20 protein-coding genes are annotated in these 26,668 nt (G+C 47.7%); 7 read left to right on the forward strand and 13 right to left on the reverse strand.

Annotation, left to right across the window (positions count from 1 at the left end; genetic code table 11):
* Positions 1-3 precede the first annotated feature (3 nt).
* The 4 genes from AC1XUF_RS06015 to AC1XUF_RS06030 form a co-directional block, all read right to left on the reverse strand.
* Positions 4-1,362: an NADH:flavin oxidoreductase gene (locus tag AC1XUF_RS06015; RefSeq protein WP_483340764.1), complete on the reverse strand. Its 1,359-nt coding sequence runs from the start codon at positions 1,360-1,362 to the stop codon at positions 4-6.
* Positions 1,359-2,441: a shikimate dehydrogenase gene (locus tag AC1XUF_RS06020; RefSeq protein WP_483340765.1), complete on the reverse strand. Its 1,083-nt coding sequence runs from the start codon at positions 2,439-2,441 to the stop codon at positions 1,359-1,361. Before AC1XUF_RS06020 ends, AC1XUF_RS06015 begins: the two co-directional genes overlap by 4 nt.
* 348 nt (positions 2,442-2,789) lie before the next feature.
* On the reverse strand, positions 2,790-3,203 hold the full coding sequence (locus tag AC1XUF_RS06025) for a Dabb family protein (protein WP_483340766.1): 414 nt from the start codon (positions 3,201-3,203) through the stop codon (positions 2,790-2,792).
* Positions 3,204-3,292: 89 nt separating this feature from the next.
* On the reverse strand, positions 3,293-3,856 hold the full coding sequence (locus AC1XUF_RS06030; RefSeq protein WP_483340767.1) for a DUF1697 domain-containing protein: 564 nt from the start codon (positions 3,854-3,856) through the stop codon (positions 3,293-3,295).
* 58 nt (positions 3,857-3,914) lie between these two features.
* On the opposite strand from AC1XUF_RS06030, the gene AC1XUF_RS06035 reads away from it, so the two are divergent.
* From AC1XUF_RS06035 to AC1XUF_RS06050, 4 genes are all read left to right on the forward strand, one after another.
* A complete protein-coding gene (locus tag AC1XUF_RS06035; protein WP_483340768.1) occupies positions 3,915-4,358 on the forward strand; it encodes a cupin domain-containing protein in 444 nt (147 codons plus the stop codon).
* A 71-nt stretch (positions 4,359-4,429) separates the two neighbouring features.
* Positions 4,430-5,296 carry a hypothetical protein gene (locus tag AC1XUF_RS06040; protein ID WP_483340769.1) on the forward strand — a complete coding sequence of 289 codons (867 nt, stop codon included), beginning with the start codon at positions 4,430-4,432 and terminating at the stop codon, positions 5,294-5,296.
* Positions 5,297-5,625: 329 nt separating this feature from the next.
* Positions 5,626-6,669: a hypothetical protein gene (locus AC1XUF_RS06045; protein WP_483340770.1), complete on the forward strand. Its 1,044-nt coding sequence runs from the start codon at positions 5,626-5,628 to the stop codon at positions 6,667-6,669.
* Entirely contained in the window at positions 6,666-8,381 is a 1,716-nt protein-coding gene (locus AC1XUF_RS06050; RefSeq protein WP_483340771.1) for an arylsulfatase, read from the forward strand. The genes AC1XUF_RS06045 and AC1XUF_RS06050 overlap by 4 nt, the downstream gene beginning before the upstream one ends.
* 8 nt (positions 8,382-8,389) lie before the next feature.
* On the opposite strand, the gene AC1XUF_RS06055 is transcribed toward AC1XUF_RS06050, so the two are convergent.
* The 4 genes from AC1XUF_RS06055 to AC1XUF_RS06070 all read right to left on the reverse strand — a co-directional run bounded on the left by AC1XUF_RS06055 (position 8,390) and on the right by AC1XUF_RS06070 (position 13,811).
* Positions 8,390-9,940, reverse strand: a complete 1,551-nt coding sequence (locus tag AC1XUF_RS06055; protein ID WP_483340772.1) for a carbohydrate-binding domain-containing protein — start codon at positions 9,938-9,940, stop codon at positions 8,390-8,392.
* An 88-nt stretch (positions 9,941-10,028) separates the two neighbouring features.
* Positions 10,029-10,703, reverse strand: a complete 675-nt coding sequence (locus tag AC1XUF_RS06060; RefSeq protein ID WP_483340773.1) for a response regulator transcription factor — start codon at positions 10,701-10,703, stop codon at positions 10,029-10,031.
* A gap of 3 nt (positions 10,704-10,706) precedes the next feature.
* The gene (locus AC1XUF_RS06065; protein WP_483340774.1) at positions 10,707-12,110 is read right to left on the reverse strand and encodes a sensor histidine kinase; all 1,404 of its coding nucleotides are present in this window, start codon (positions 12,108-12,110) and stop codon (positions 10,707-10,709) included.
* An 81-nt stretch (positions 12,111-12,191) separates the two neighbouring features.
* A complete protein-coding gene (locus tag AC1XUF_RS06070) occupies positions 12,192-13,811 on the reverse strand; it encodes a hypothetical protein (RefSeq protein WP_483340775.1) in 1,620 nt (539 codons plus the stop codon).
* Between the two features lie 216 nt (positions 13,812-14,027).
* On the opposite strand from AC1XUF_RS06070, the gene AC1XUF_RS06075 reads away from it, so the two are divergent.
* Positions 14,028-14,807, forward strand: a complete 780-nt coding sequence (locus AC1XUF_RS06075) for a GLPGLI family protein (protein ID WP_483340776.1) — start codon at positions 14,028-14,030, stop codon at positions 14,805-14,807.
* 23 nt (positions 14,808-14,830) lie between these two features.
* Positions 14,831-17,575 carry an outer membrane beta-barrel protein gene (locus tag AC1XUF_RS06080; protein WP_483340777.1) on the forward strand — a complete coding sequence of 915 codons (2,745 nt, stop codon included), beginning with the start codon at positions 14,831-14,833 and terminating at the stop codon, positions 17,573-17,575.
* Positions 17,576-17,875: 300 nt separating this feature from the next.
* Here AC1XUF_RS06080 and AC1XUF_RS06085 read toward each other — a convergent pair whose 3' ends face one another.
* From AC1XUF_RS06085 to AC1XUF_RS06105, 5 genes are all read right to left on the reverse strand, one after another.
* The gene (locus AC1XUF_RS06085; RefSeq protein ID WP_483340778.1) at positions 17,876-19,888 is read right to left on the reverse strand and encodes a T9SS type A sorting domain-containing protein; all 2,013 of its coding nucleotides are present in this window, start codon (positions 19,886-19,888) and stop codon (positions 17,876-17,878) included.
* On the reverse strand, positions 19,878-20,396 hold the full coding sequence (locus tag AC1XUF_RS06090; protein WP_483340779.1) for a Riean_0653 family protein: 519 nt from the start codon (positions 20,394-20,396) through the stop codon (positions 19,878-19,880). Before AC1XUF_RS06090 ends, AC1XUF_RS06085 begins: the two co-directional genes overlap by 11 nt.
* Positions 20,397-20,719: 323 nt before the next feature.
* Positions 20,720-22,267, reverse strand: coding sequence for an alkaline phosphatase family protein (locus AC1XUF_RS06095; protein WP_483340780.1), 1,548 nt, complete (start codon positions 22,265-22,267; stop codon positions 20,720-20,722).
* A 15-nt stretch (positions 22,268-22,282) separates the two neighbouring features.
* Positions 22,283-23,080 (reverse strand): YncE family protein, encoded by a 798-nt coding sequence (locus AC1XUF_RS06100; protein ID WP_483340781.1) that lies wholly within the window; start codon positions 23,078-23,080, stop codon positions 22,283-22,285.
* A gap of 73 nt (positions 23,081-23,153) precedes the next feature.
* Positions 23,154-25,865, reverse strand: a complete 2,712-nt coding sequence (locus AC1XUF_RS06105) for a PQQ-dependent sugar dehydrogenase (RefSeq protein WP_483340782.1) — start codon at positions 25,863-25,865, stop codon at positions 23,154-23,156.
* 166 nt (positions 25,866-26,031) lie between these two features.
* On the opposite strand from AC1XUF_RS06105, the gene AC1XUF_RS06110 reads away from it, so the two are divergent.
* Complete coding sequence (locus AC1XUF_RS06110) at positions 26,032-26,628, forward strand: OmpH/Skp family outer membrane protein (protein WP_483340783.1); 597 nt, start codon at positions 26,032-26,034, stop codon at positions 26,626-26,628.
* Positions 26,629-26,668: the final 40 nt, after the last annotated feature.

Below are 26,668 nucleotides of genomic sequence, written 5' to 3' on the forward strand. Positions count from 1 at the left end.
ACATCATGCGCCTGTCTTTACCTCTTCATTGAATATGCTCATGATTTCCGCGATCATAGACTGATAGCTTTCGAAACGGCTCTCGTCATAACAGCCCAGCGGATCTGTCAGAACATGTGCGAGGCATTTATTGCAATAGCTGCAGGGTTTTGATGGGCCATCGAGTCCCTGTTCGAACATTTGCGGCAGATCGGGATTCGCCATCAAGGGCCGGGCAATGGTTACAGCATCGCAAAACCCATCCTGAAGCGCCGCCCTGATTACCGGGGCAGTTTGAAACCCGCCGGTGCAAAGGACCGGGATCTGTACGGCCCGTTTGATCGCCCGACATTCTTCGAGGTTGATTCCCTCTCTCGTAACCGGCTGTCTCCTCGCCCAAAGCCATTTGATAAGCGGCCAGAAGAGTTTGTAGCGAAATGTGAGGTAGTTAAAAAAAGACAATTTTCCACTTGGTATCATCGAAACATAGGTTTCCGCTGCGCTTTCCACAGGCAGGGGCCCGACTGGGTTACGCGGATGGGGAAACTGGCTTCCGGTTGAAATATGCAATGCGTCCACTCCCGCGCGCTCCAGCCATTGCGCAACCTGGATACCGTCTGCCAAAGTGTTGCCCTTCCCGAAATTCAGGATATAATCGCTGTGATGGTCTGCCGCATTGAATTTGACCTGAAAGTGATAGTCATCGCCCACTTCCAACCTGACGGCTTTGACAACTTCCATCAGAAACCTGGCCCTGTTTTCCAGCGGCCCTCCAAATTCATCTTTTCTTTTATTGATCGCAGAACTCAGAAATTGCGTGAAGAGATAACCATTGGAAGCGTGCAGCTCGATGCCATCCATGTTTGCGTATCTGGAGCGGCCTGCAGCTTCGGCAAACTTACGAATCGCCCATTTAATCTGATGATGGGACATCTGCGCGCCCGCAATCCCATGAAAGTGCTCCGAGCCGCCGACGGAGCTCAATGGTAAATGGTATTTATTTTCTACACCTTTTATATCCTGCTGGTGCCCCGACATAGAAAGCTGACCGATGAACTTGCAATCGTGTTCGTGGACGGCTTGCACCAAATCCCGCCAGAAAGGGACTCTTTCTTCACGGTCGATCATGGCGTAATTGGGGAGTATCCTTTGGGACGGGTCCACAGGGATATGCGAGCTGATAATCGCGCCTACCCCGCCCCGGGCAAACTTTCGCTCCCAATTGATCCTCGCGGGCGTCCCCGAGCCGTCGTAGTTATCAATCCTGCCGGATATGCTGGAACGGAACAGCCGGTTTTTGACCGTCAGATTGCGAAAACGGACTGGCTTAAAAATGATGTCCTGCATAGTCGTAATGGAGGAACGTTGAACGACAAAGATCAATAATGCAGCGTTTCAGGCTCGCTCGAGAAATCCGCCGCCATCTGTTGCAGCGGTTTTCCGAAGCTATGATCGGGTGCAATGCCAAACCCCAGGTAATTGAACTCGCGCGCCAGCTTGCTCATGATTTCAGCCTGCTCCAAAGTAGGGTTACCAATTGAAAAATCTTCGTTCCAACCGGCTTTTGCGAGGAGCATGGTCTCTGCAAGGCAGGCAAAAGAAATTCCCTCTGGCAATCCCAAACGACCTATTTTGTTTGTCTTCAAATGATTGACTGAAACCAGCCCGCCGTCTATCAAAGTAATATCAGGCCTTTCCCTCCATGCTTCCTGGCTGATATTGCGGGGTTGGGTGGCGTCGACCACCACCGTGTTTCGCTTCAGCCGGGTAACATCCAAAGTGCTTTCTGCCGAGCTGGTCACAAGCACGACTACATCAGCCCGGCCCGCGTCACTCATATCAGTTGACAAAAGCGGGTTGATCTGACCATTCACAGCGGCCATTTCGGCAGCCAGTCGGGACAGCTTTCGCTTGTTTCTGGCAATCAGCAATACATCTGCCGAAATGCCGTGTCTTGCAAGAAGCAACGTAACCAGCGAACCAACGCTTCCGGTTGCGCCAACAATCGCTACCAAAGGTCGGCTGGCTGTCCTGGTGTGGACCAATTCCGCAATTTTATTCTCAAGGACCACGGCGGTATACGCATTGCCGTTAGTCAGTGCGAGGTTCGAAGTGCCCGCCAAAAGTTTACCACCCAACGTCACAGGCGAAGTAAGGGCGCCTAAACCTGCCACCTTCGCTCCTTTTGATACAGCCAGATCGAGCGCTTCTTTGATCAGCGGCAGCATTTGCTTTTGTTGTTCAAGAAGTTGTTTTCCCGAATAAGGAACCATTATGATGTATCCTTCCGGCTCGTCAAAGCCTGGCGTGAGCTGCACCTCGCTCCATATGAAAGGACTGAGTGGGCGGTTGCGCAAAAGAAAACGATATACCCGCTCGGGAATCCATCCCAAAGGGCGCCACATTTCGCCCAAATCCTCACGGTAACTACGCAAATGCACTAAAAAAGCGAATTTATGCATGGCTGGAGAAATGGACGGGGAAAAACTGGAACGCTGATAGAAATAATACGATGTCGGTTTTGACCAGCCTGCTAACTGGCGCACAAGTCGGTTCGGTCATATAGATTGCTTTGTTAATTTGATTTTCGGAAAGCCGTCAAATTAGCATTGCAGCCTTTACTAGCTCTGTAAATTGAGGGAATGGCGGGTCACAGTTAACCAAAGGAACTACACACAATCTCCTTTATTTCAGCAAGTTAAATAATTTTCAATAAAATTAATAAGTAATATCAAAAGGCAGGACCGAATTATTTTATGAGAACCAGGATAAACAAATTAAGTAGTTTCGGAAACCAGTTCACGGTCATTCTACGAGACCTTTTTTGGTCCAACCGAATCGTAGACAACCACTTTCTCCCACAAACCGGAATACTCCTCTATAAAAGCCAGGTGAATCGGGTGGGTCTGGTAAATTTCTTCTTCGATAATGTTTTTGAAAAAGCACATCCATGAAAACGTATAATCTCTGACGATCACCGGGCGGCTTGTCTGGGCAGGCCTGCCGATATGTACATACTGGATCGTCGGGACCTTGGCGAGCTTATGAAGCCCTTCCAGCAATTTTGCCTCATGTTGGGCATTGTTGGGTTCTTTCAGATAAAAATAGACGTGATGTATGAACAACTCTTTCGTCCTTTCAGGCTCGGCCGTCAGGGGCGATATGGACGCCAGGGTAGCCAAGCCGGCATTTTGTAAAAACCGGCGTCTTGATTTGTTTTTCATGATTTGTTAAGCGGAAGTAAGGCGGAATTTTGGATTTGAGATTTGCATTTGAAGCCAAGAATACCATTTCTCCGTCCATTATCCAAGGGTCAGCGTTTTGCTGCCAGTTCTCCTCCCAGCCTCACCAGCTCCGTGACTGTCTTCCAATTGCGGGTTGTAGCGGTGAGCCTGAGTTTATTTTCAAAAAAATGATTGGTCAGCCTGGTTTGCCCATAACCATTGGGACAGAACAGATAAATGGCCCGGTCTGAAAGAATGAACTCGTCGGGCAGGTATTTTTCGGTGTCAATTTTGTCGGCTTTCTCTGTTTCCGCGTCTCCGGAAAGGAATGTTACATGCAGTTTGGAAATGTCTTCTTGCCTGGTTTTTAAAAACGGGTTGTTTTCGAACACTTTCCTGACCGTTTTCAGTTCGAGTACATTCACCGGGACCGTCAGTTTGAATTCATCGTTAATTTCCCTTTCAATCTGTCGTGCCAACTCCCCGGTTTCCGAAGTTTGATAATTAAAAAGCACATTGCCGCTTTGTATGTACGTTTTGACATCTTCAAAGCCCGCGCGCTCGCACATTTTCTGCAATGCGGGCATTTTGATCATGTTGCTGCCATTGACATTGACGCCCCTTAAAATAGCGATGTAAGTTTCCTGCGACATACCGATAGGATTTATAGAAGAACCACTTTATACACGCAAACCATTCGACCAAAAAGTCATGACAATTACAAAACGAGACTTCCTAGTTGCTTCATTCACTGCATGTTTGACATTAACAGTCATTTTTGCCAGTTCCAAAACCAACGTGATGGATTCCTCCATTTTCGATTGGAATGACATTGCGGTCAAAAATACAAAAACCGGCTCGGTCAGAACGTTCTTCCGCTCACAAACCGCCACATTGGACGAACTAGAATGCCACGTCACGACATTAAATCCCGGAGAAGCTTCGCATCCACCACACCAACACCCCGAAGAAGAGATCCTGATCATCAGGGAGGGGACTGTTGAAGCATTGGTAAACGGCGTAATGAAGCAGGTCGGCCCTGGTTCGGTCATCTTTCAGGCTTCCAATCAGATGCACGCGATCAAAAACGTGGGAAATACTGCGGCGACTTACCATGTTTTCAGCTGGCATTCACCCGGAACAATGAAGAAGTGAGTTTTCAGGCTTGCTTTCTTTTTCTACTTCTGTTAAGTTGTGGATGAATTATTACTCACCGTCCCGATACCATGTTTTCTAATTTCAAGCATGCGACTCTGATCAAATTAATAGGCGCTTATGTTGCCATTCTGACTTTATTGGGACTTTGGCTGGATATCAAAGAAAAAGTAGGGCTGATGGGCCTGGCCGGCTTATCCGTTCTGGCAATCGGGCTCGCATTCGTTCACGAATATCTCCAGAAAGGACAAAGCAGTGGAAATCTGAAAACCTTCACCGACGAGCAATTCATGTTTGAATTCGTCGATTCATTTGTTGAGAAAAAGATCGAGGGCGTGCCGGATTACGACGAGCAACACAAAATCAGCCTGATCCGCAAGGACATGTACATTGACGGCGCCAATGTGTGGCAAACCCGCATTTACATAGGTAAAAACGTAAAACAAAAGCTGTCTTCGGGACTGATTGTCAAAAGGATAGGCGGATCCTCCATCAACAGTAAATCGATGAGGCTGAAATACTACAACTCGCCCGACACCATGACCCGGAGCGAGCTGATCCCGGACATTACGTATAACGGGGACAGGATAAAAGTATATACCATGCGCTTTGGCACTCCGATAGGCTGGGGAGAGAAATTTTACCTGGAACTCCATGAACCCAATTGGGAGGGTTGTATGAGGACAGACTATGACTTCACGTTTTTCAATATGCATAACTATTTCAAAGAAGGGATCGACGAAATGGATGTCAAAATCCACTTCCTGAGAGGGGAGCTCGAAAGTGTTAAAATTTACGTCTACAACCGGAAAACGAACAATATTGAAAAGGACAACATAGCCACCTTGACAAAGATTGATCCCAAAACCTACGAATGGAAGAGGTCGGTCTTTACGCAGGGCGAGACTTATTTGCTGATGTACCGTTATGTGGTTTGAAGGGTTTTGCGTCCCCGGGATAAATCCCAAGGTAATCGAAAATAGGTTTCAAGCAAAAAATGCCGGCAGGCATGACCGATATCCTAAGTAGGGATTTCAATCCCTACAGACAGATAGACCCACAGACTGGCAGACATACATACCGGCGCCCACAGAAAAATGCTGCCACACGAAACAATCCAAGCAATCCGGAAACCCTAGCAACCACACTCTCTTCCAAAAGCTCCCGCCTTCTGCTCATCTTGATGAAAACCAAGTAATAAAAAGTTACCTAAACATGATTCTGTTTTGACAAGTGTGATATCTTAGGCCCGTATTCAAACCTCCCTATGAAAATACGTTCTGCTTTTACCCCTCTCCTGCTGGCCTTAGCTTTCATTCCATCATTAACTTCTGCACAAAGCATCAGCGATGTGCGATGGATTTCTCAGGACACGACTGTCGGAAAAGTGCACGTCGTCGCCCAGTGGCAAAAGGGCGAACAAAGGAAATTCAGGGCGCGGAAAATCACAAAACAGTTTCAGGAGGACAGCCTGATGTCGGAAAAAACAGAACTGGATTGTATCGTCCAATTTGAAGTCTCCGATTCGACAGCCCATTCGTTTAAGCTTTCTTACCGGATGCTTGAAAACAAGCGCGACACCTCGAAGGACCCGAACATCGATTTCAGCGACCTGAACCTGACGGCAGAAGACCTCGAATTATACTACGACACAGACGCCAACGGTGCCATCACATCCTATGTGAACAGACAGGTCGTGGAAGAAAAACTGGACAAAGTCATGCAGCTGATCAGCGCCAAGGCGAAAGAGCAATTTAAACCCAAGACAGAAGCGGAGCGGAAAGTTTTTGAAGCGATGATGGCTAAGCTAGTGAATGGCAAGGCCATTTTTAGCAGCGTTTATGAGGTGTATGTCAGCTACTTCCATAATCTTCACGGTTACACTTCGGGTATCAACGACACGTTGAACTACCAGGAAAAAATGCCGCAGGTTTTCAGCGCAAAGCCGATAAACTATGATTGTTACCTGTATCTGACCTCCCTCGACTCTACCAATGAAGCCCGTTTTGATATCGAGAAATATGCCGATATGAAAGACTACATGGCCGAGTACGCTACATTTCTGCAAAAATCACGGGCCGAAGCCGGGGCTGAACAAAACGACCAATTTCAAAAGGAACTGGCGGCACTGGACATGAAAATGGAAACGTACATTACGAGTTACGTCGATTTAAATACTGGCTGGCCAACCTTCCTGAAAGTAGTACGATCGGTCATTGCCAAAGATCCCAAGACTGAAGTGACAACAGTGAAAGACGAAATCTGGTCACTGACCAATGATCTTTCCGATATCAAACCCAAACCTGAATGAAACTACACAAGCTTTTCTTTTTAGTAACATCAATCATCGGGTTCACAGCTCTTTTTGCCTGGAAAACCAGAAATCCTGATATTTCAAATCGGGCCCCGGAACGCCCAAACATCATTGTCATCCTCGCCGACGATATGGGTTATTCCGATCTGGGCTGTTACGGTGGAGAAATCCAAACGCCAAACGTTGATTTTCTGGCTAAAAATGGAATCCGTTACCGTCAGTTTTACAATACTTCCCGGTGCTGCCCGACGCGAGCATCTTTACTGACCGGTCTTTATAACCAACAAGCCGGTATTGGAAAAATGACGGACGCAGAAGATCTGCCGGGTTACCAGGGACATATCACAAAAAATACCGTCACATTGGCCGAAGTTTTAAAAACCGCTGGTTATCAAACCGGCATGGTCGGTAAATGGCATGTATCCAATACATTAGTCCAGCCCAACAAGCAGGACCAGCTGGATTGGCTTAACCACCAGAAAGATTTCGGTGCATTCTCGCCCATCGAACAATATCCTGTGAACCGTGGTTTCGACAAATTCTTCGGTACCATCTGGGGTGTGATCGATTTCTTTGATCCGTTCAGTCTGGTGAATGGAGTTGAGCCTGTGAAAACAGTTCCGGAGGACTATTACCATACTGACGCAATCAACGACACGACGGTTTCCTACATCAGAGCATTTTCGAAAAAAGACAAACCCTTCTTCCTATACATTGCGCAAAACGCGCCGCACTGGCCGCTCATGGCCAAGCCAGAGGATATTGCGAAATACAAGGATACCTATAAGATCGGCTGGGACGCGATCAGCGAGGCACGCTACAAACGAATGATTGCACTTGGATTGATCGACCCTGTAAAAACCAAGCTGCCTGAAAAACCAAAAAGCGCGATCAATTGGGAAGATAACCCCACCAGAGAGTGGGACGCCATGGCGATGGCTGTACATGCTGCCATGATCGATAACATGGACCAGGGTATCGGAAGGATCATCAATGCATTGAAACAAACCGGTGAACTCGACAACACACTCATTTTATTCCTGACCGACAATGGCGCCAGCCCGGAGAACTGCGCCAATTATGGCCCTGGTTTTGACCGTCCAAATCAGACCAGAAACGGCAAAGAGATCGTTTATGCTACCAAAAAGCAGGTAATGCCAGGCCCGCAAACGTCATACACTTCCATCGGACCGCGCTGGGCGGGAGTATCCAATACACCTTACCGGTATTGGAAAGCCGAATCGTACGAAGGCGGTGTCAACAGCCCCATGATTGCATGCTGGCCGAAAGGTATTACTGCGAAAAAAGGCAGTTTCAGTGATCACGTCGGGCACGTGATAGATTTGATGAAAACATTTTGCGAACTGACTGGCGCGAAATATCCTGAAACTTACAAAGGAAACCCGATCAAACCGACCGAAGGGATCAGCCTGGTCCCCTCCTTTTCGGGCAAGAAAACAACAGGGCATTCGACCTTATTCAATGAGCATTTCGGGGCCAGATATGCAAGAAGGGACAATTGGAAACTGGTATCTCTTGCCAGCGATTCGACCTGGCATTTGTATGACCTTGCAGCGGATCGGACGGAAATCAATAACCTTGCCGCAGAAAATCCTGAAAAGGTAAAGGAATTGACCGCCTTATGGAGCCGCTGGGCCGGGACTCACCAAGTTTTTCCGAAACCCGGCCCTGCGGTTCATCAGAAATAATTCTGCAATTACCTGCCGGGGCCATTGCTGCCTCCTGCAGAGGTTACCATGGAACTGGTGGTAAATGAAGTCCCTTTGGTCCCGTCGGTGTAGCTGCCGGCCAGAAATAGTCCGTTGTAATCTACACCTTCCGATACACTTCCACCCGTGTAGACGCTGTATGTGGTGTTGAGTTTCAATTTCGGACTTGAAAACAGCATGGTTGTAAAAGTTTTCGGTACTGTGAAAGTCAATGCTTCCGCGCCATCGTCGGACCGGATGTGGTAAATCTGGTTGGCAGAAGCGCCTCCCAAGATCACGGAAGGCTGCGTACTTACACTGGCGGTAGGAGAGCTCGTCGCCCCTCCTATACCCACCATGACCCCACCTGTAACCTTAAACGTATTCCGGTCACAATCAAACCCTTCCTCAGGCGATGCCGCTCCTACCGAAATGATTTTCCCGCCGGTGATCGTCATCGGGCCATTGCTGTCGATTCCGTCATTGGAAGTACTGTACACATACAAATTACCTCCATTGATGTTCAGCTTTGTTCCCGCATTCAGTCCGTCGTCGGCTGTTTTAATTGTAAAATCGCCGTTATTGATCGTCAGTGTGCTCTTGCTTTCTATGCCTTCTCCGGCTGAAGAGGTGATATTGAAAGTGCCGCCGTTGATCGTGACAAAGGGATCAATGCTGGCATCGGTATCCCAGTTGGCGGTGATGGCCTTATCCGCCACTTTGATGGTAAAATTGCCGTTATTGATCACGATATAACCTTCTTCGCACTGGATCCCGTCACCGGAAGTCGTGATATTCACTGTCCCGCCATCAGCGATAAATGCGTCATTGGCATGGATTCCATCAGACGCAGCTCCAGTCACCGTAATATGACCGCTGATCACCCGGATATAGTCGTCGCTGGCGATGGCATGCTTGTAATTTCCTTTGATACTGAGGCTGCCCGTTCCACTGAAAATCATCTGGCCTTCTGCAAACAATGTAGCTTTCATATCTTCTTCGCCGCTGGCGGCATATGTCGCACCATCGGTTAATGTATTGGTTGTGTTATCATTAACAACAATAAATGCCCTCTTTTTCGACTGTATATTGATTGCCGGGCCATCGGAATTGGTGATATTCACCCCGTTCAAAGTCAGTTTGAATTTTTTGTCGCTGTAAATCTTGACCGAACCGTTGGTGGTTGTGCCAGAAACCACATATTCCACTTCCGCGACTGTGGCAGTAATGACCACGTCCCCATTGGTTTCCGTAGCCGTTACACCGGCGGCGGCAAGCGGATTGGTAATCGTTACCGTGGTTCCAAACTGAATGGTTACCACGGAAGAAAAGGTCGAATTAGCCACCAGGTCCTCTTCGTCAGCCGCCGGATCGGTATTGCCTTCTACGGCAGTAGAAATCGTGGAAACACTGTCGATGCTGGTGGTTCCATCGGCATTTGTCCCGCCGGGACTTACCGTATCGTTGTCTTTGGAGCAGGAAATCAGGAAGGCGGTCAGCGCCCAGGCAATGACGCGCAGGTTGGCCATTTGGATTGTCTTAAAAAAGGAATTCATCATTGAGTTAGATTGGTGCCGTTGTAAATGTTCTTCAGCGTTTAGTACGCCGGCGAGCCAAATTCTGACGCAAAGCCTCTCCGTTTTATGCTCAGACAATCAGCTTATACCCGATCCCCCGAATATTGACGATCTGTATTTTAGGATCTTCGCGCAAATAACGTCGTAACCTGGTAATGAAAACGTCGAGGCTGCGTCCATTGAAAAACGAATCGTCACCCCACAATTCCTTTAATACGGAGCTGCGTTCGAGCACCTGGTTCTTTTGTTCAAACAACCGCCGGAGCAACTCGGCCTCCCTGTGCGAAAGAAGCGCCTCGTGACCATTGAACGTCAGTTTTTGTTTGGCGGGATCAAAAGCATACTGGCCGACATTTACCGTCGAAGTGATCTCCATCCTATAATTCCTGGGACGCAGCAGCGCATGGACCCGCACGACCAGTTCGTCCAGACTAAATGGTTTTTTGAGATAATCATTGCCGCCCAGCTCAAATCCGCGTACCACATCGGCCGTTTGCGAGCGGGCCGTGAGAAACATGATCGGGATATCCGGATCGTCCTCTCTAATGCGTTCAGCCATCGTAAACCCGTCCATATCCGGCATCATGACATCGGCTACAATGATATCGGGCTGGTTTGCGCGAAATTGTGCCAGTCCGTCATGGCCATTCTCAGCATAAATCACCGTAAATCCCCTGAATGTCAGGCTGTCGCGGACAATCATTCCAAGAGCAGGTTCGTCTTCGATCAGTAAAACTTTCGGCATAGGTTAAAATGTTAAGATAAACTCACTGCCTTTCCCGGGCTCGCTGGCTAAGCTGATTTTACCTCCGTGCCTTTCGACAACCTGCCTGACGTAGGCCAGCCCCAGTCCGAACCCCTTCACCGTATGCAAATTTCCCGTGGGAACCCTGAAAAACCGGTCGAAAACCGCATTTTGATGAATTTTTGCAATACCAATCCCATTATCAGCTACCGCGAGTTGCCAGCCTTCCGCTTCTTCACGGAACTTGAAACAGACCGTTACTTTATCGTAAGAGTAGTTGATCGCATTGTCAATCAGGTTGTTAATCACATTGGTAAAATGCATCCTATCCACCGAAACCGTCACTCCTGACGGGATATGCAAATCAAAGCGCACTGGTTTCGCTGCACGCACCCGGTAATTGTTCGTCAGGTCACTCACCATTTCGGCGAGGTTAACCGGCTCGGGATACAGTTTCATTTCCTGCTTTTCCTCCACGGCCAGGTTCAGGACTTTTTCGACAAGATCAGAGAGCCGGATCAGGTTATTTTGAGAAATCGCGAGGTATTCCCTGGTTTTTACGGGATTATTTAAAATGCCAAAATTCATCAGGGCTTCAACGGCGGCGGTGACGGTCGCAATGGGCGTTTTGAGCTCGTGGGTCATGTTATTGATGAAATCGTTTTTGATTTCCGACAATCTCTTTTGCCTCAGGATGGTGTTCAGCATCAGCAGAAAACAACCCGTAGTCAGAAACAACAAAAAGACAGAACCGCCGAGTAGCCAGCCCATTCTCTGCAACAAATAAGGGACGGGCGTGGTAAAAGAAGCCTGCACAAACAAGTGCTGCACCGGATTGATCGGTAAGGGTGCCGTTCTCACCAAACCATCTTGCTTCGACCCGTAGGGTTTGCTATCGAAAATCAGCACATTCTTACTAGATTTTGGGGGGGTAATCCTTAACGTATCCAATGTAAAACCGGCCGCGACGGAGCGCCTGGAAAGCTCTGCCCGATAAGCTTTTTCAATCTTTTTTAAGTTGATATGATCACCTTCTGCCCAGCCTTGTACCAGAATCTTTGAAATGCGCCGCGCCAATGTATCCGTAAGACTGGATTTTGGCTCACGACCAACAGTATCCCTTGCATGGTTGTAGGACAAACGGACTTCTCGGCCTCCCGGATAATCGTCCCGGCGGATGATCACGCGCTTTTCGTTCCCCGATAAGCCTAACTTTTTGCTGAAAAGCCTGTCGGCCTCCGCCACTTGCTGCCCTTCCAAAACCTGGAACAATGCATCCTGGACAGTACGGGAAAATTGCTGCCTGTTCAGCTGATAAGTAGTCCAAAGCCAATAACCCTGAAATGCATTGATCGACACAATGCAAATGGTCATCAGCCAGAAAATCGCCCGTATCCGTACGTTCATAGTATCACAAATCTACGATCGACAGATATTGTTTCTGAGGGGTTTAACACTATTTAACGTTAAATAGCAGTGGTTAAAGGATCACCTCTCCTTCTTCCTCTTAAAAACCAAAACCCCATTGAACCGCTCAAGAAAATCATAATGCCGCTCCACATATTCACGGACCACGGGGACTTTGTCGTGCGACAAAAATAGATTGCCGCGCTCGGAATAGTTCGGGACCATTGCTTCGATAAACAATTCGGGCTTATTCTGTTCCACATCGAACAGGAAATCCTTTGTCCAATACGGTACCAGGGGCGATTTCATCGAAAAATGAAACGGATGGACATCGCGGTAACCCATTGGTCTCTTTGTGATGACATGCAGCTTGTCACGCCAGCCCCATATGATCACCGCGTCCGACGGCTTACTGTTTCTATTGATACTTCCAATCAAATTTTGATCCAAAACCAGATTGTTCGGGTCGTCTATGTAGGGATTGAGGTATTTGATATTCACGGCTGTCTGCCCCAGGCTACCTAAGAGCAGAAAGAGCATCAGGTATTTCTGTACAACCGGCTCACTGATGGCAATCAGGATCGCGCTGAAAAGCAGCAGGGGCACAAACAGATAAAATTTATAGTGCTGAAAGTCGTTGCCTGCCTGCAAAACCGCATACATAGACGATAACAACAAAAGAAGCGCAAAGAGAAGCCATTGCTTTTGCCGGTTGGCAAGCCCCGGGATCTGCCTTAAACTGATCAAAAGGGCGGCAGGGATGAGCAATGCGAATACTGTAAAGTAGATACGGGAATTGGCCCAGTAAAACATGAAACGGAATATTCTCATCAGACTGAAACGCTCCTGTATGGGCATAGAAGAAAACTGGGTGGTGTAGGAGTAGTAGAAATAATTCCAGAAATACGAATTCCAGAAAACACCCGGCTGGCCCTGGGCTGCGTAATAGCCATTGATTAGCAACGTCGGCAATACACTTCCGGTGATCAGAAAAACCACATTGCGCCACCTGGCAGCCTGCACCATGAAAAAAATCAGAAAAACCCCGATCAGCATGCCCATCGGGACGTTTTGAAACTTGGCGTAGATCAGACTGCCCAGTAAACAGCCCATCAGAAAAGCGGTCCAATTGCCCTTCCATTTTCCATGGACGTAACAAACCAGCCCGTAGATACCCAACATGAGCATCAGAATGCTGACTTGCTCCGAATTATAGGCTGATAAATCGGGGGAGACGGTTGCGATATAAAGACATAAACTGCTAACCGCAAAGATGCTGACCGCTGGGCCAACAAGAAACAGACAAGTACGGTAAAACAGGTAAGAGGTACCCAGCCAAAGTAGCAAGCCAATGAGCTCCGCGCTGGTGTAGCTGACCGGCAGGCCCAGCCAGCTTCCTGCAATAAGGGGAAAAACGGTGAGAGGGCGCGCGTCGGTGTAGTTCAGTAGCGTCCAGAGTTTATCGGGGTAATGATTGAAGGAAATCACCGCGCTAAGCCAGGTGCTCGTGTCAACATCCAGTTCCATATCCCGCAAATACAAGCACCTGATCACGAAAGTTGCGCCTGTTATTCCCAGGACAAGCCGGTCTGCTCTCCTTCTTGGAATTTCAGGCGCCTCGAAATAATAAATCAACAGCCAGCCACCGGCCGATACCAGAAATACCAACAATAAGATCCTGAAATAAATAGCGTAGATCATTCGCAAACAGGAAGTTGAGTGTATAGATAACAAAGGTAACCCTTCTAACTATACGGAGAAAGCGGCTGTCTATGAAATTACTTAGTGGCGGGTAAGACCAGCACGATCAGTCCCTCCTAGAACCAAATGGTTTCATAACACTATTTAACACTAATTACCAGTGCCTAACAAAGCATCGCCCGACCTTTGATCCATAAATCAAAATCAGCGATTGTCATGAAAATCCAAACACTCATTTTCCCTTTGCTCTTTGCAGCAAATGTTCAGGCATATGGCCAGCTTTCGGGCCAGATCAATTATGAAGTAGTCAGGAAAGTAGATCCTGCAAATATCCGGATCGTATTCAACGGGGAGCAGCTTAAGCCCGGCGACCCCAACTTTCCAACGGATATACCCGATACCCGGACCTTCGGGCAAAAAGTGTTGTACACCCAAACCTTCGTCAAAGAAAACCGTGACGAGCAAAACGGAATGCTGCGGCGTTCCATGGATAGCAGAATGGGCGGCGCACCGCAAACGACAAACCTGGGGCGACCTTTTGAGGAACAGGCATTTGTGGATCTGGTCAATCAGAAAACCATTGTTTTGGTAACCGTCGGCAAGGATAAGGAAGCCAAAACCTACAAAAGTGAAACCCCGGTACAACGCGTGCCTGGCTGGCAATGGACCGACCAGACCAGGAAAATAGCAGGATATAACTGCCGGAAAGCAACCGCTGATTTCAAAAAAGAAACATACACCGTCTGGGTTACCACCGAACTGCCCCTCACCTATTCTCCTATTCCGGAGCTCACCCCCGAAAAAGGCGTGGCACTGCTGATTGAAGGAAGTCGGGAGCAGTACAGGGCGACCAAAGTGAGTGCAGAAAACGTCGACCCGAAAAATGTGGAGCCGACGGCACAGGGCGAGGCAGTCAGCAAGGAACAGTTAACAGACATCCGGGAAAAAGCGCGCGCTGATTTTCAACAAAAAGTGATGATGGGAGAAGGGAACTGATCCGGGTCCGACATCTTTTAGCCATGAAACTGATATTACCCTTGCTAGCAGCCATCTTTTCCCAAACCGCGCTGTACGCCCAAAAAAGTCTTCCCAAATCGGAAATAACAGGTATTGTCCTCGATTCAGCGAAACAAAAACCACTAAGGACGGCTTCTGTTTCGCTGTTGACCGCCAAAGATTCGTCCTATGTAACTGCTACCATCACAGATGGGGACGGACGTTTCCGGCTGAAAAATGTGTCGCCGGGTACCTACCGACTGCTGACAACGTTTGTCGGTTACCGTAATGGTTCGAAAACAGTTTCCGTGAATGGGGAAGCGCGTATTGCCGCCGACACGATTTTCCTGGACGAACAAGGGACGCAGCTGAATGAAGTGGTGATCAAACAGGAAAGTGCACCAGTCACCATCAAGGCGGATACTTTGGAATTCAATGCCGGATCATTCAAGACAGAACCCAATGCCCAGGTGGAAGAACTGCTTAAGAAACTTCCCGGAATGGAAGTCGGCCGAGACGGCAGTATCCGGGCCAATGGTCAGGCGGTGAGCAAAGTACTGGTCGACGGCAAACCGTTTTTTGGGAACGACCCGAAAATGGCGACGCGAAACCTGCCTGCCGAGATCGTGGATAAGGTGCAGGTTTACGACCAGTCCTCCGACCAATCGCAATTTTCGGGCATTGACGATGGAAACCGGGAGCGCACGATCAACATTACGATCAAAAAAAACAAAGGCAAAGGCTATTTTGGCCAGAATGCCGCGGGAATTGGCAATGCAGCAAGATACCTGGGCAGACTGAACGTCAATAGGTTCAACAACAGTAATGGCGGCCCCGGTAAGCAGCTCTCGCTGATAGGCCAGGCGAATAACCTGAACCAGCAGAACTTTACGCTGCCAGAGGGAGGCGGTGGCGAACCAGGCTCAGGCGTGCAGGATCTGAACACTTCCCCTTCCAATATCACCGAAGTGAAGGCAGCCGGGATCAATTACCGGACCGAAGGCTCCAGGCCAAGATGGGGAAAAAGAGCCGAAATGGCTTCCAGTTATTTTGTAAACCAGGCCATTACCACCACCGACCAGAAAAGCCACCGGGAGAATATAGTACCCGGCCAATCGTTCCTCACAGATCAAAACAATGATAACCGGAACAATATTATCACACATCGTGTCGCCGGCCGTTTAGACTGGCAGCTCGATTCGCTGACCAGCCTACGCCTGTCGCCCAATATTTCCTGGCAAACAACCGCTTATGAGAGCCGGAACCATAGTTTTTCATATCTCCCAGTCGGAGATTCGCTCAACGCCGGAAGTACCCATTACAATTTGAACAGCAATGGCCTGAATGGTTACAACAATCTCCTGCTGATGCGCAAATTGGCAAAGGAAGGCCGGACCTTTTCCGCTAACCTGAATTCGGTTTTGAATAACGGAAAAAGTATGGCATACAACCGGTCCTTCAACTCCTTCTACGAGGTAGCCGGCAGCAAACCAGTGACCAGGCAGCTGGACCAGCGCAGCCACCAGAACAATTACGCTTTGCAAAATACGCTCACCGTGTCGTTTACAGAGCCCCTTTCGCTCAATAAAAAGATGGAGTTTAAATACACATTTATTCGCAGCCTGAGCCGACAGTCGAGGGAAGTGTTTGACAGAAATGACGAAAACGAAATGTACAGCGTACCGGATTCAACGCTCAGTAATCGGTTTGCCGGATTGTTTTCGGCCCATCGCGCCGGCGCAGCATTGCAAACACGCAGGTTAAAGTACAATTACGCCTTCGGGCTCGACTTACAGCAGGCCAGATTATCGGCGGAAAACCGGACGAGCGACTCCTTGCTAAGCAGAAATTATACCCATTTCCTGCCCAATGCACTGTTCAGCTACACGTTTTCAGGAAACAGGAATATCAGGTTACAGTACCGGACCCGGATCACGCCCCCGTCGGCAAGCCAGCTGCAACCCGTTACCGACAACACCAACCCACTGAATATCAAGGTTGGAAATCCCGCACTTCGCCCCGAATATGACCATACTCTTACATTTACCTACAATGGTTCGGCCGATGCCGGACAAAAAAGCCTGTTCATTTCCGGAAACCTGAACATGAGCCGCAGCCACATCAATTCGGCTACAATCATAGCCGACAATGGCGTGCGGATTTCCCAACCCGTGAATACAAAAGGCTATCGCGCATTCAATAGCTTTTTGGCATGGAGCCAGCGCCTTAATCCGCTGAAGATGACCGTGAGCCTTACTACCCTTGCAAATCTGGCACAAAACAACAGCCCGATCAACAACCAGAACAATATGACGCGGAATATAACCGTGGGCCAGGAATTGCGGGTACAGTCCAATTACACCGGCAAAATCGACTATGGGATCATGGGCAGGATCAGTTACCAGCAGGCAAACTATTCCCTCTTACCGCAACAAAACACCAGGTATTGGTCCCGGTATGCGACAGCCGACCTGCATGGGCAGTTACCGTTCCGTTTTGTGCTGGCCACCGACCTAACCTACACGGCAACTTCCGGCAGATCAGCAGGATACAATCAGAAGTTTACACTATGGAACGCATCCATTGCCAGGCAGTTCCTCAAAGGACGCCAGGGGGAAGTCCGCTTACAGGTTTTTGATATTTTGGACCAGAACCGAAGTTTGGTAAGGAATACGGGCGAATCTTACATCGAAGACGTCCAAAGCAGGGTTTTGAAGCGGTATTTTTTGGTTAGCCTGGTTTACAATCTGCGTAAATTTGGAATTTAACCAGCGTGGTACTGTTGCAATCGAATTTGGAGATTTATCTACTGAAAGATATCGTTCGTGCCGCTGGCACTTTTTAGGATTTTTCTTTGCTATCGGTTGCCCAGGGATAAATCCCAGGGCAAAGAGATTGATCGTGCCGCTGGCACTTTGGCACAATGCAAAAAGTGCCAGCAGCACGACCCATCTCATCTCCCAAGCCAGGGTGGCCCCTCAAGGTGGCCCCGCCAGGGTTTCAACACTGGCGACTAGCTGCAATCGTGAAATCAAGGTAAGAAGCTGCAAGGAAATCCAATTCAGGAATTACTCCTTCACAATCATATGACTTCTTTCAACACCATTTTCAAAAACAATTTTCACTACATACTGACCTGGATTGAAACTTTTAATATTAATCTCATCAACAATCGTTTCTAAATAATATAACCTCCTGCCTTGCTGGTCATAAATACTTACATTTAAAATCCGCTCATCCCCAGTAAATAGCGAAAGCTTTCCGTCACTCTTAACCGGATTTGGATAAAGAATTACTTTATCATCTTCAAATTGTAATTCTTGCGTATGGCTATAGGCAAATGAGGCATCTTTATCGATCATTTTCAAGCGATAATAATTATTGCCAGGATATGGGTTTTGATCTGTGAAAGAATAAATACCCTTTAATGTCCCATCATTTGAAGGACGCACAGCACCAATATCTGACCAATTCTTTCCATCCCGGCTTCGCTCGACATTGAAATGATCGAAATTGATTTCCGAAGTCGTCTGCCACAGAAGCAATGCTGTTTTATGTTCTGGCTTTACAGAGAAATCAATCAAAGTTACAGGCAGCGCCGGATCTACACAAACAGGAACCGTTGCATTGAAAATTGAAACTTCGTTTAAAATCCAGTCGGCCAGTGCGAAATGAAATAAAAGAGGGAGTTTATGATCAAAATTATCGACTGTTGCAAATATAGATGCAAATGGCGTTTTCGCCATGCGATTAGGATCGGCGGAAATATTGTGATACCAATTGTTTGTCTCAAAGTCAAGGGCACTCACGGTGGGTATAAAACAGCCATTGGGCATTCGAATATTTGAGTTTACACCAACGCCATTCAGATTTTCCGCAACTTCCTTAAAAATTGGCGTGAAGCTGCCTGGCATTACATCTGCTGGGATCGGCGCGTTGTAATAACCAGTCTGATAGCTGCTTGTAAAGATCGCACTGGCCACTGATATGTACATCACTCCAAATGGTAATCCGGAAAAAGGGACTGTGATATTGTATGGAAGCGGGGCGGCTTGTCCGGCAAGAGCGTATCCGATAAAGGGCGCATTATTAGCCCCCGTAAAATTGAAAGCAAGGGGATTAGTAGGCAAAACGACTCCTGTATGATCAGTCCATTTGTCCGCATTATTCATATAGGCTTGTCCAAGACCTGTCCAATTCCCTAGGCTCGCTGCAATCTTTTTGCAGTCACTGGGATAGCCATTTCCACCAACCAACCCTTTCATCTGGTTATAGAATGCTGTAAATGCAGGATTTACAGTGACGTTGTCACCCGCAACATAATCCGTATGATATATTAGCATTTGCTGTGCAGCGTAGGAATGTATGGATCTAACCTGCTTTTGAATATCCGGGCTTAAACCGTAAGTGGCTATATTGTTATCAAGCCAGTTAATCATGTCCTGCATTCCCAAAGGAATGTTGGCCCCACGTTGGGGAGCGTCAAATGAAAAGAATAATCCTACATTATGAGGCAGCGCGTTTGCCTCCATATAGTTCAGGGCATATCTTGAAACAATTCCTCCCATACTGTATCCGGCCAGAATGATTGGGCAGGTTGAATTCTTTATAGCATTAATTTGCTGAATCAGTTTTACAAGCAGAAATGCATTTCTTTGAATTAGCTGACCTCCATCGTCATAATCCAGCACAACAAGATCGTATCCTTGAGTTCTTAAGTTTTTAGCCACAGCATCAAAACTTGATCCGCTGCCATTCATTAACTGAATAACATTATCTGTACTGTATTGGTCGTTAGGATCAAAGCCTTCTGCAATAATAATAGGCCTTATTATTTTACCTGATTTATTCTTGTCAGCATAATAAATAGAATAACTCCCACTAGCCACCTGGTAAGAATAGGGATCACCTGCAGAGCCAGGTGTTGCACCAGGTACAGAAAAATGTGTTTTTACTTCATTGACTGCAGCTGCGTACCCAATGTCGGCAGTAATAGGAATGTTGCCCTGTCCATTAGCTTTCATAGAAGCAATGCATAAACAAACCAAAATAAATAATTTGGTAGAATTGTTAGTTTCCATATTTGACATCGAAAATACCTTGTGTTAAATTTTTAATAGCATTTGTCTTTTTGCCCTTCAATTGAACTTCGAAGGTCCCTGATACAATCTTATTGACTGTATCCAACTTGGTAATATTGACTTTGTTTATTCCTCCGGCGTATGGGTAATAGTCATCGTCAACTAGTTTTCCATCATACTCAGTAGGAGCGCCTTTCTTTTCGTCAATACTGAGAGAATAAGTCCCCACGGACTTTACATTTAGGACGGTAATTTGAATTACCTCCTCATTAGTAGCCTTTTGTGCAGTTATGCCAAATAAGCCTTCGTCCTTGTAATACCCCGAATGGATTTTGTCCCCGCCAAGAATATCAAAACTTCCTGCAGGCAACCAAACCTTCCCGTCAATCTTAACCCCGAAAGTATTCTTCCCTTCCTCAGTCGCATCAGGCAGGACCTGCTTCACTCTGCAGCCGATACACAAACCAGCCAAAACAATTGCAATCAATCCTAGTTTTAGTTTTACCATTTTCGTAAAGGTTTAAATGTAAATCGACTCCAAATGACCCGGCTAGTTCCTGGGATTTGGAGTGGATTTTTGAAACTTTTTGGTGTACTTTTTTGCCTCATAGGATCTTGTTTTTTTGATGAATGAATAACAACTTCCCAGTCAACCGGATCAATGTACTATGACAAATGACCATCAGTTACTTTCAGGCAATATGAAATATATTTGATGGAGGAAAAGGATTGATTATCAAACGGCAGGGGGTGAATTAACCAAAGGAAAAATAAAAAAGCCGGACTGCGCAGCGATGCACAATCCGGCTTTCTGAACAAGATATGCGGATGTTATTTCGTAAAAACCCGCTCAGTCCTGCTGTAATCAAAGTACCGGTACTTGCCCAGAACAGTCATTTCCAGAAAAAGATTATACATGCCCCACGGATACTGGATGCCGGTTTTCACGATTTCTTTCGTTGCCGTTCCCGGAGATTTACCCCGTTTTTTCAGGATTTCCGAGATCACCCGACCATCCATTTGGTCAGGAACAGGGAGGTCGTACATGCCCAGAATGGTCGGGGCAATGTCGATATTGGACGTAGGCAGTTCCGTGATAACGGCATTTTTGAAGTCCGGGCCCTTGGCAAACAGTGCAATGTGGATCTCGTAAGGGCTCGAACCACCGTGCCCCGCTTTTCCTTTGGTGTAGTCGGTTCCCTCAAAACCTTTGTCGTTCTTGTGGTCGTTCCAATCCATCTCGACCAAAATATCCCCGGTGCGCTGCGGATGATTGAAATGGATCGCATCAAATGAAAGTGTCCCTTCGATCCAGCCGTGCATATCGCCCGCCGCTTTGGCTTTGGTAAAAATGGCCCCGAAAATTTCTTCCCTCTGAAGCGCTGAAACGATTTTCTGGATTTGTTCAGGGTCGTGGTTTTTCACATAAATGCTGCCTTCCGCAAGCACCACATCATCGGAATCCTTGTCCTTTTTCAGACCTTCCTGAATCAGGAAATCGGAAAGATTAATGCTTCCTACATGCGTTACAAATCCGTGGTCCGTAGAAACAATAATGTTGTACCGGTCAGCCAATCCCCGGCTTTGTAAGGCTTCCAGGATGCGCCCAAACTGGCTGTCCACAAATTGAATGGCTTCCACAGCCTGCGGCGAGCCGATGCCGTTGTCGTGTGCTGCGCCGTCAGGATCCGAAAGCCAGATCGCACTGACCAGCGGCGCGTTTTCAGCAATTCCGTATTTCAGCAATGCATCCGTTACCCATTTGTGACGGTTAAAATCTTCCGATCCCGTTGTCGGAACTGCTCCAATGCCACTCATTACCTGCGTCTTAAATCCTCTTGGAAGAATCAAGTCAGGATTGACAATGACACCGCCGCTCACCTTATAGTTTTGTAAAAAGGCCTGTCCGGTTGTACCTGAGCTGAAAACCGCCATTTTTTCTCCCGCCGATTCCAAAATCTCTCCCAACGTTGGTGCCGTCAGCAACGGCCCCGAAATCGTGCTGGCAGCCCGGCTGAGGTCACCGTAGCTGGTACCAATGGCTTTGGTGGAATCGACCTGTGGAAAATACACTGAGTTGCCCAATATCCCGTGCGTCCCGGGGTATGAGCCGGTTGCATAGGAAGCGGAATTGACCCGCGTGACCGTCGGAAAAACGCTGTGATGCTGCTTGCCGAAACAAGCTTTTTCTTTGAACGCAAATAAGTTAGGCATCTGCCCGGCCGTGATATAATCGGGTCTCAGCCCGTCAAAAAATACAATCAGCGTCTTGTTCCGGGGTTTCTTTGTCCCGGTCTTGGTTTTGTTTTGACCCCATGCTGCGAGCGAGAGCTGAACCGCAATGAGTAAAGCAAAAAAGGTCAATGTCCTGATTTTCATAAAGAGTCTGTTGAATTACCTGATTTCTGATAATGTCACGCTGTTCTCGGCGCGTCTGATGCCATAAAGCAAGGTTTTATTTTTGACAGAATGGTCAATCGCGATGCCCTGACCCTGGATGGGTGCGGGCAATGTTCCTACGTATTCCAGCGTATAGCCCGATTTCGGAATTTTTAAGGCATACACTTCCTCCCTGTCATGCCCGGTGCAATAGAGAATGCCATTGCTTCCCCACGCACCGCCCGAGTTACTTTTTGGCGTAAACAGCTCCACCAGGTTCTTTGGGAAAACCCAGGCTTCGAGCTGTCTCCATTCCAGATCATATTTGACCAGCGAAGTCCAGCGTACGTCCCTGCCTTCGCTCGCCTCCTTACCCGCGTAATGTGCAAAGCCAATCCACCAGAATCCATCCTTCTGGTCAAGCCAGGTTAATGAGCCATGTTGTGCGATACCAAAGCTATGGGTGCCCACATGCTGCATGGTATTGACGTCAAAAATCTCGACCGAGCTCGCCATCGGGATCTCCGGGTAATTGGAGTTGGCGCAATACATTCTGCCTTTGATCACGACTCCGCTGTTCAGGTGTTTGATGCCTTCACCGGCCCCGTCCCAGGTTTTGATGAGCTTTCCGTCCTGCTTATCGTATTTACTGATCGTGCTGTTATTGATCACGTAGAAGGACTTTCCATCCACAGCAACCGCCTGCTTTGCCTCCCTGACCTGAAATTTCCGGATTTCGGTAACCGTTTGCGCGGCAAGCCTGAACCCGATCAATAAGTAAAAGATCACAAAGGCTGCTGATTGTTTTTTCATTTCTTCTGTGTGTTATGAGTTTCTTTTTGAGCCACGGATGCCGAAGTTTCACGAAAGCGGAAAAAAAACCTGGTTACTGCTCAAAATACATCCAGTCGATATGGAAGAGCGGGCCTTTCGCCTTTTCGTTTCTGAAAACAAAATACAAGTCGTGCAGACCAGCGCCTCCGCTGACCGGCAGTACTATTTCTTTCCAGCCTTGTTTCAAATCTGCAATCTCGCCTGCAGCCAATGTTGTTTTTCCGAGAAGTAATCCTTCCTTGCTATCCTGCCTCAGCTCAATGGTCCCTCCCGCACCATGCTCCTGCACCCTTAGCCTGATCGCCCTGATCCCTTTCAGATCGATTTCGTTAAACCGTACATATTTCCCATTGGTGATGTTGGCAATGTAGGAAACGAAACCGGTGTTCAATGTCGCGATCACGACACCTGCGTTACCTTCCTGGTAATCTTCCAATTGCACCAGCGGGCTTTTCAAAACGATATACCCGGCAGTTTTCAGCGGCTCAATTCCGTTTGCGCCTTTATCGGTATAGGAAGCCTGAAGCACATAAGCACCTTCATTTCCTTTGCCAATATGCTCGTTCAGCCTGATTGTGCCGGACAGCGGCGTTGTCTTTTTCGGTTTACCCAAAGACAATATATAACCCGCCAGTTCACCCGCATCCTTTAGGGTCAGGTCGGGATGAGGCGGCATGGGATAAGACCCCCAGTTGCCGCTCCCACCGGAAATGATTTTTCTGGCAAGAAAATCCTGGCCATTTTCCTGGTCTCGGTATTTTTTTGAAACATCGGTTAAAGCTGGCCCAATGGACTTTGTAGAGATCGTGTGACAGGATTTGCAATCCAATGAGGCATAAAGTTTTGCCGTCGCTGCATAAGGAATGTCGTCATCCGCACCCGACAGCGCACTGGCAAGGTCTTTTCCAAATGGCAGATAGTGAAAGCTGGCCTTGACTTGCGCAGGATCAATTTTGCCATCTTCCTTATCGGAAACCTTTATGTTGTAAGTCAGAGAAGCATTATCCCAGTAAAAGCTACGGTTCCCGGTCGTTTCGATTTTAACAGCAGGGGGCGCGTTACCTACTTTAACTTCTGTCGTAGCCGTCGATTTTCCCCCATTCCGGTCTGTAACCGTAAGAATGATCTGATGAACGCCCGGTTTTGTAAATGTGAATGTTGCGTTTGTCTCCTTTTTGATGACATTTCCCGATTTCCATTCATAGGTCAATGCATCGCCTGCATCGAAATCTTTGGAATTTTTGGCCGAAAGCCTGACTGTCAATGGTGCGGCACCAATCGTGCTGCCTTCTACATCCACCTTAGCACTCGGATTGCGGTTCCCTTCCGAATATTCCACCCTGATAATCCCTGAATCTGTATTCCTGGCAAACCAGTTGGTACCATAAGCCAGAAGATATATGGCGCCATCCGGGGCAATGTGCATATCCATCGGCGCAACGACTTTCAGTTGCGGCAAAAAAGGCTCCATCGCTACGTAATCTCCATTACTATCCATTGTAACCGCCATAATCCATTTGCGGATCCATTCATAAATGAACAATTTGCCATTGTAATAATCAGGCAGCTTAAAGGGTGCATTGGGATATTGGTCACTGTAATAAACAGGCCCTGCCATGGCGCTGGCTGCTCCCTTCCCAACCATCGGCCATTTTTTGGAAGGCCCTTTCCCATACCAGATAAATGCAGGCTGAGCCGGGGGCAATTCCTTTACGCCCTTGTTGTTGGGAGAATCGTTTATAGGGCGAAGCGGGTCCTTTCCCGGGCCTTCCTTTTTTGTTTCAAAATCATAATCGGGAAATACCTCATTATTTCCCAAAAAATAGGGGTACCCGAAAAATCCCGGCTTGCGAGCCTGGTTGATCTCGTCATAACTTAACTTCCCTTCACTCGCCGGGACTTCAGTATCCGGCCCCACGTCGCCCCAATACACATATTTGGTTTTGGGATCAACCGAAATGCGGAAAGGGTTGCGGACGCCCATGACATAAATTTCAGGCTTGCCTTTGGAACCGTCTTTCGGAAAAAGATTGCCATCCGGAATGCTGTACCCATCTGCCTCCGGCTTAATGCGCAGGATCTTACCTCTGAAATCGTTACTGTTGGCCGTGGCGCCCTGATCGTCGGCAAGCTCGTGGCCCGGACGCTCGTCCGTGGGGTTATGCCCCTCTATTTCCTCGGCATTGGTATTGTCCCCGATCGACAGATACAACAACCCGTCGGCATCGAACGTGAGGTAACCCGCTGAATGGCAGCAATATTTACGCTGGGTAGGAACCTCCAGCAACACCTTTTTCGAGGCCTGCACCAATTTCTTGTCTTTCAGTTCGAAACGCGCCAATTGACTGATACTCTTATCTCCTGCCACTCCATAATAAAAATAGAGCCAGTTATTATTCCTAAAATCCGGATCAGCTGCCACGCCCAGCAACCCGTCCTCAATGCCACTGAAAACATTGAACTGCGCTATGGCGGAAAGCTCTTTGGTGGTGTTATTGAAATATTTGACCGCACCCTTTCGCTCCACAATCACCATATCGTAATTGGGCAGCAACGCCATTTCCATGGGTTCGTCCAGGCCCGAAACCAACGTGGTGTACGTAAACCGGCTCGAATCGGGGCCGCTTTTGACAGGATCCGACTGGATTTGCAAACTACCCGGGTGCGGCACTTCTAAAAAAACCGGCAACTCCTTCCGGGGAACCGATGCCAGGCAAAATAAGGTGATGATGAATAATCCGGAAAGAAATCTGATTTGCTTCACGATGCTGGAAGAGTTTAGGACGCTGAGTTGCGATTTCGGCGACATGCAATTTCAAAAAAAGGACGGAAAGTGTGATAAGGCATTTTTAACATTTTTTAAGACAATAGATCAACTAAGAACGCCGTTGTCGGATTGAGTTTCACCTTTTACAAACAATCCATACATAATGAGACACTTAACTGTACTATCGCTTTTTTTGCTGACCTGTCTGCATGTGAGCTACGGGCAAGGCACCGACCAAAAAATCGGCTATGTGGACCAGCAGCACATTTTTGAAAACCTGCCGGAATTTAAAAAGCTCAACCAGGAAATTGTGGTAAAGGGGGAGCAGTATGATAAGATTCTGAAAGACAAATACGACGAATTCAAAATGAAATCGGATGCGCTCGAAAAACTGGCTGCCGGAAAGGCCGATGAAGCCATCCTCAGGGATAAAGCCGCAGAACTTCAGAATCTGAAGAAGTCCTACGAAGATTTCGAAGTAACATCGATGAACGAACTGAGGGAATATTATGCCAAAAAATTTGAACCTATCAAACAGAAGGTCAATGAGGCTATTGTCTTTGCGGGGCGTCAGAAAGGATATGCATTCCTGCTGCGGATGGACCTCAACCCCAATGGCGGGGAAATATGGCCGATCGTTTTGTACGCCCGCGACTCCACGGCTAACCTCACCGCCGATATTCTTAAAAACCTCGGCATTAATGCACCTGCGGCTTCAACCAGAAAAATAGGCTTGCCGCAGGTTTTGAAACAGAAGTAACAACGCAGTTATCACGCAAAAAGACCTTTTCGAAGCTGGC

This window comes from Dyadobacter sp. HNCC25DJ185, assembly GCF_056895195.1.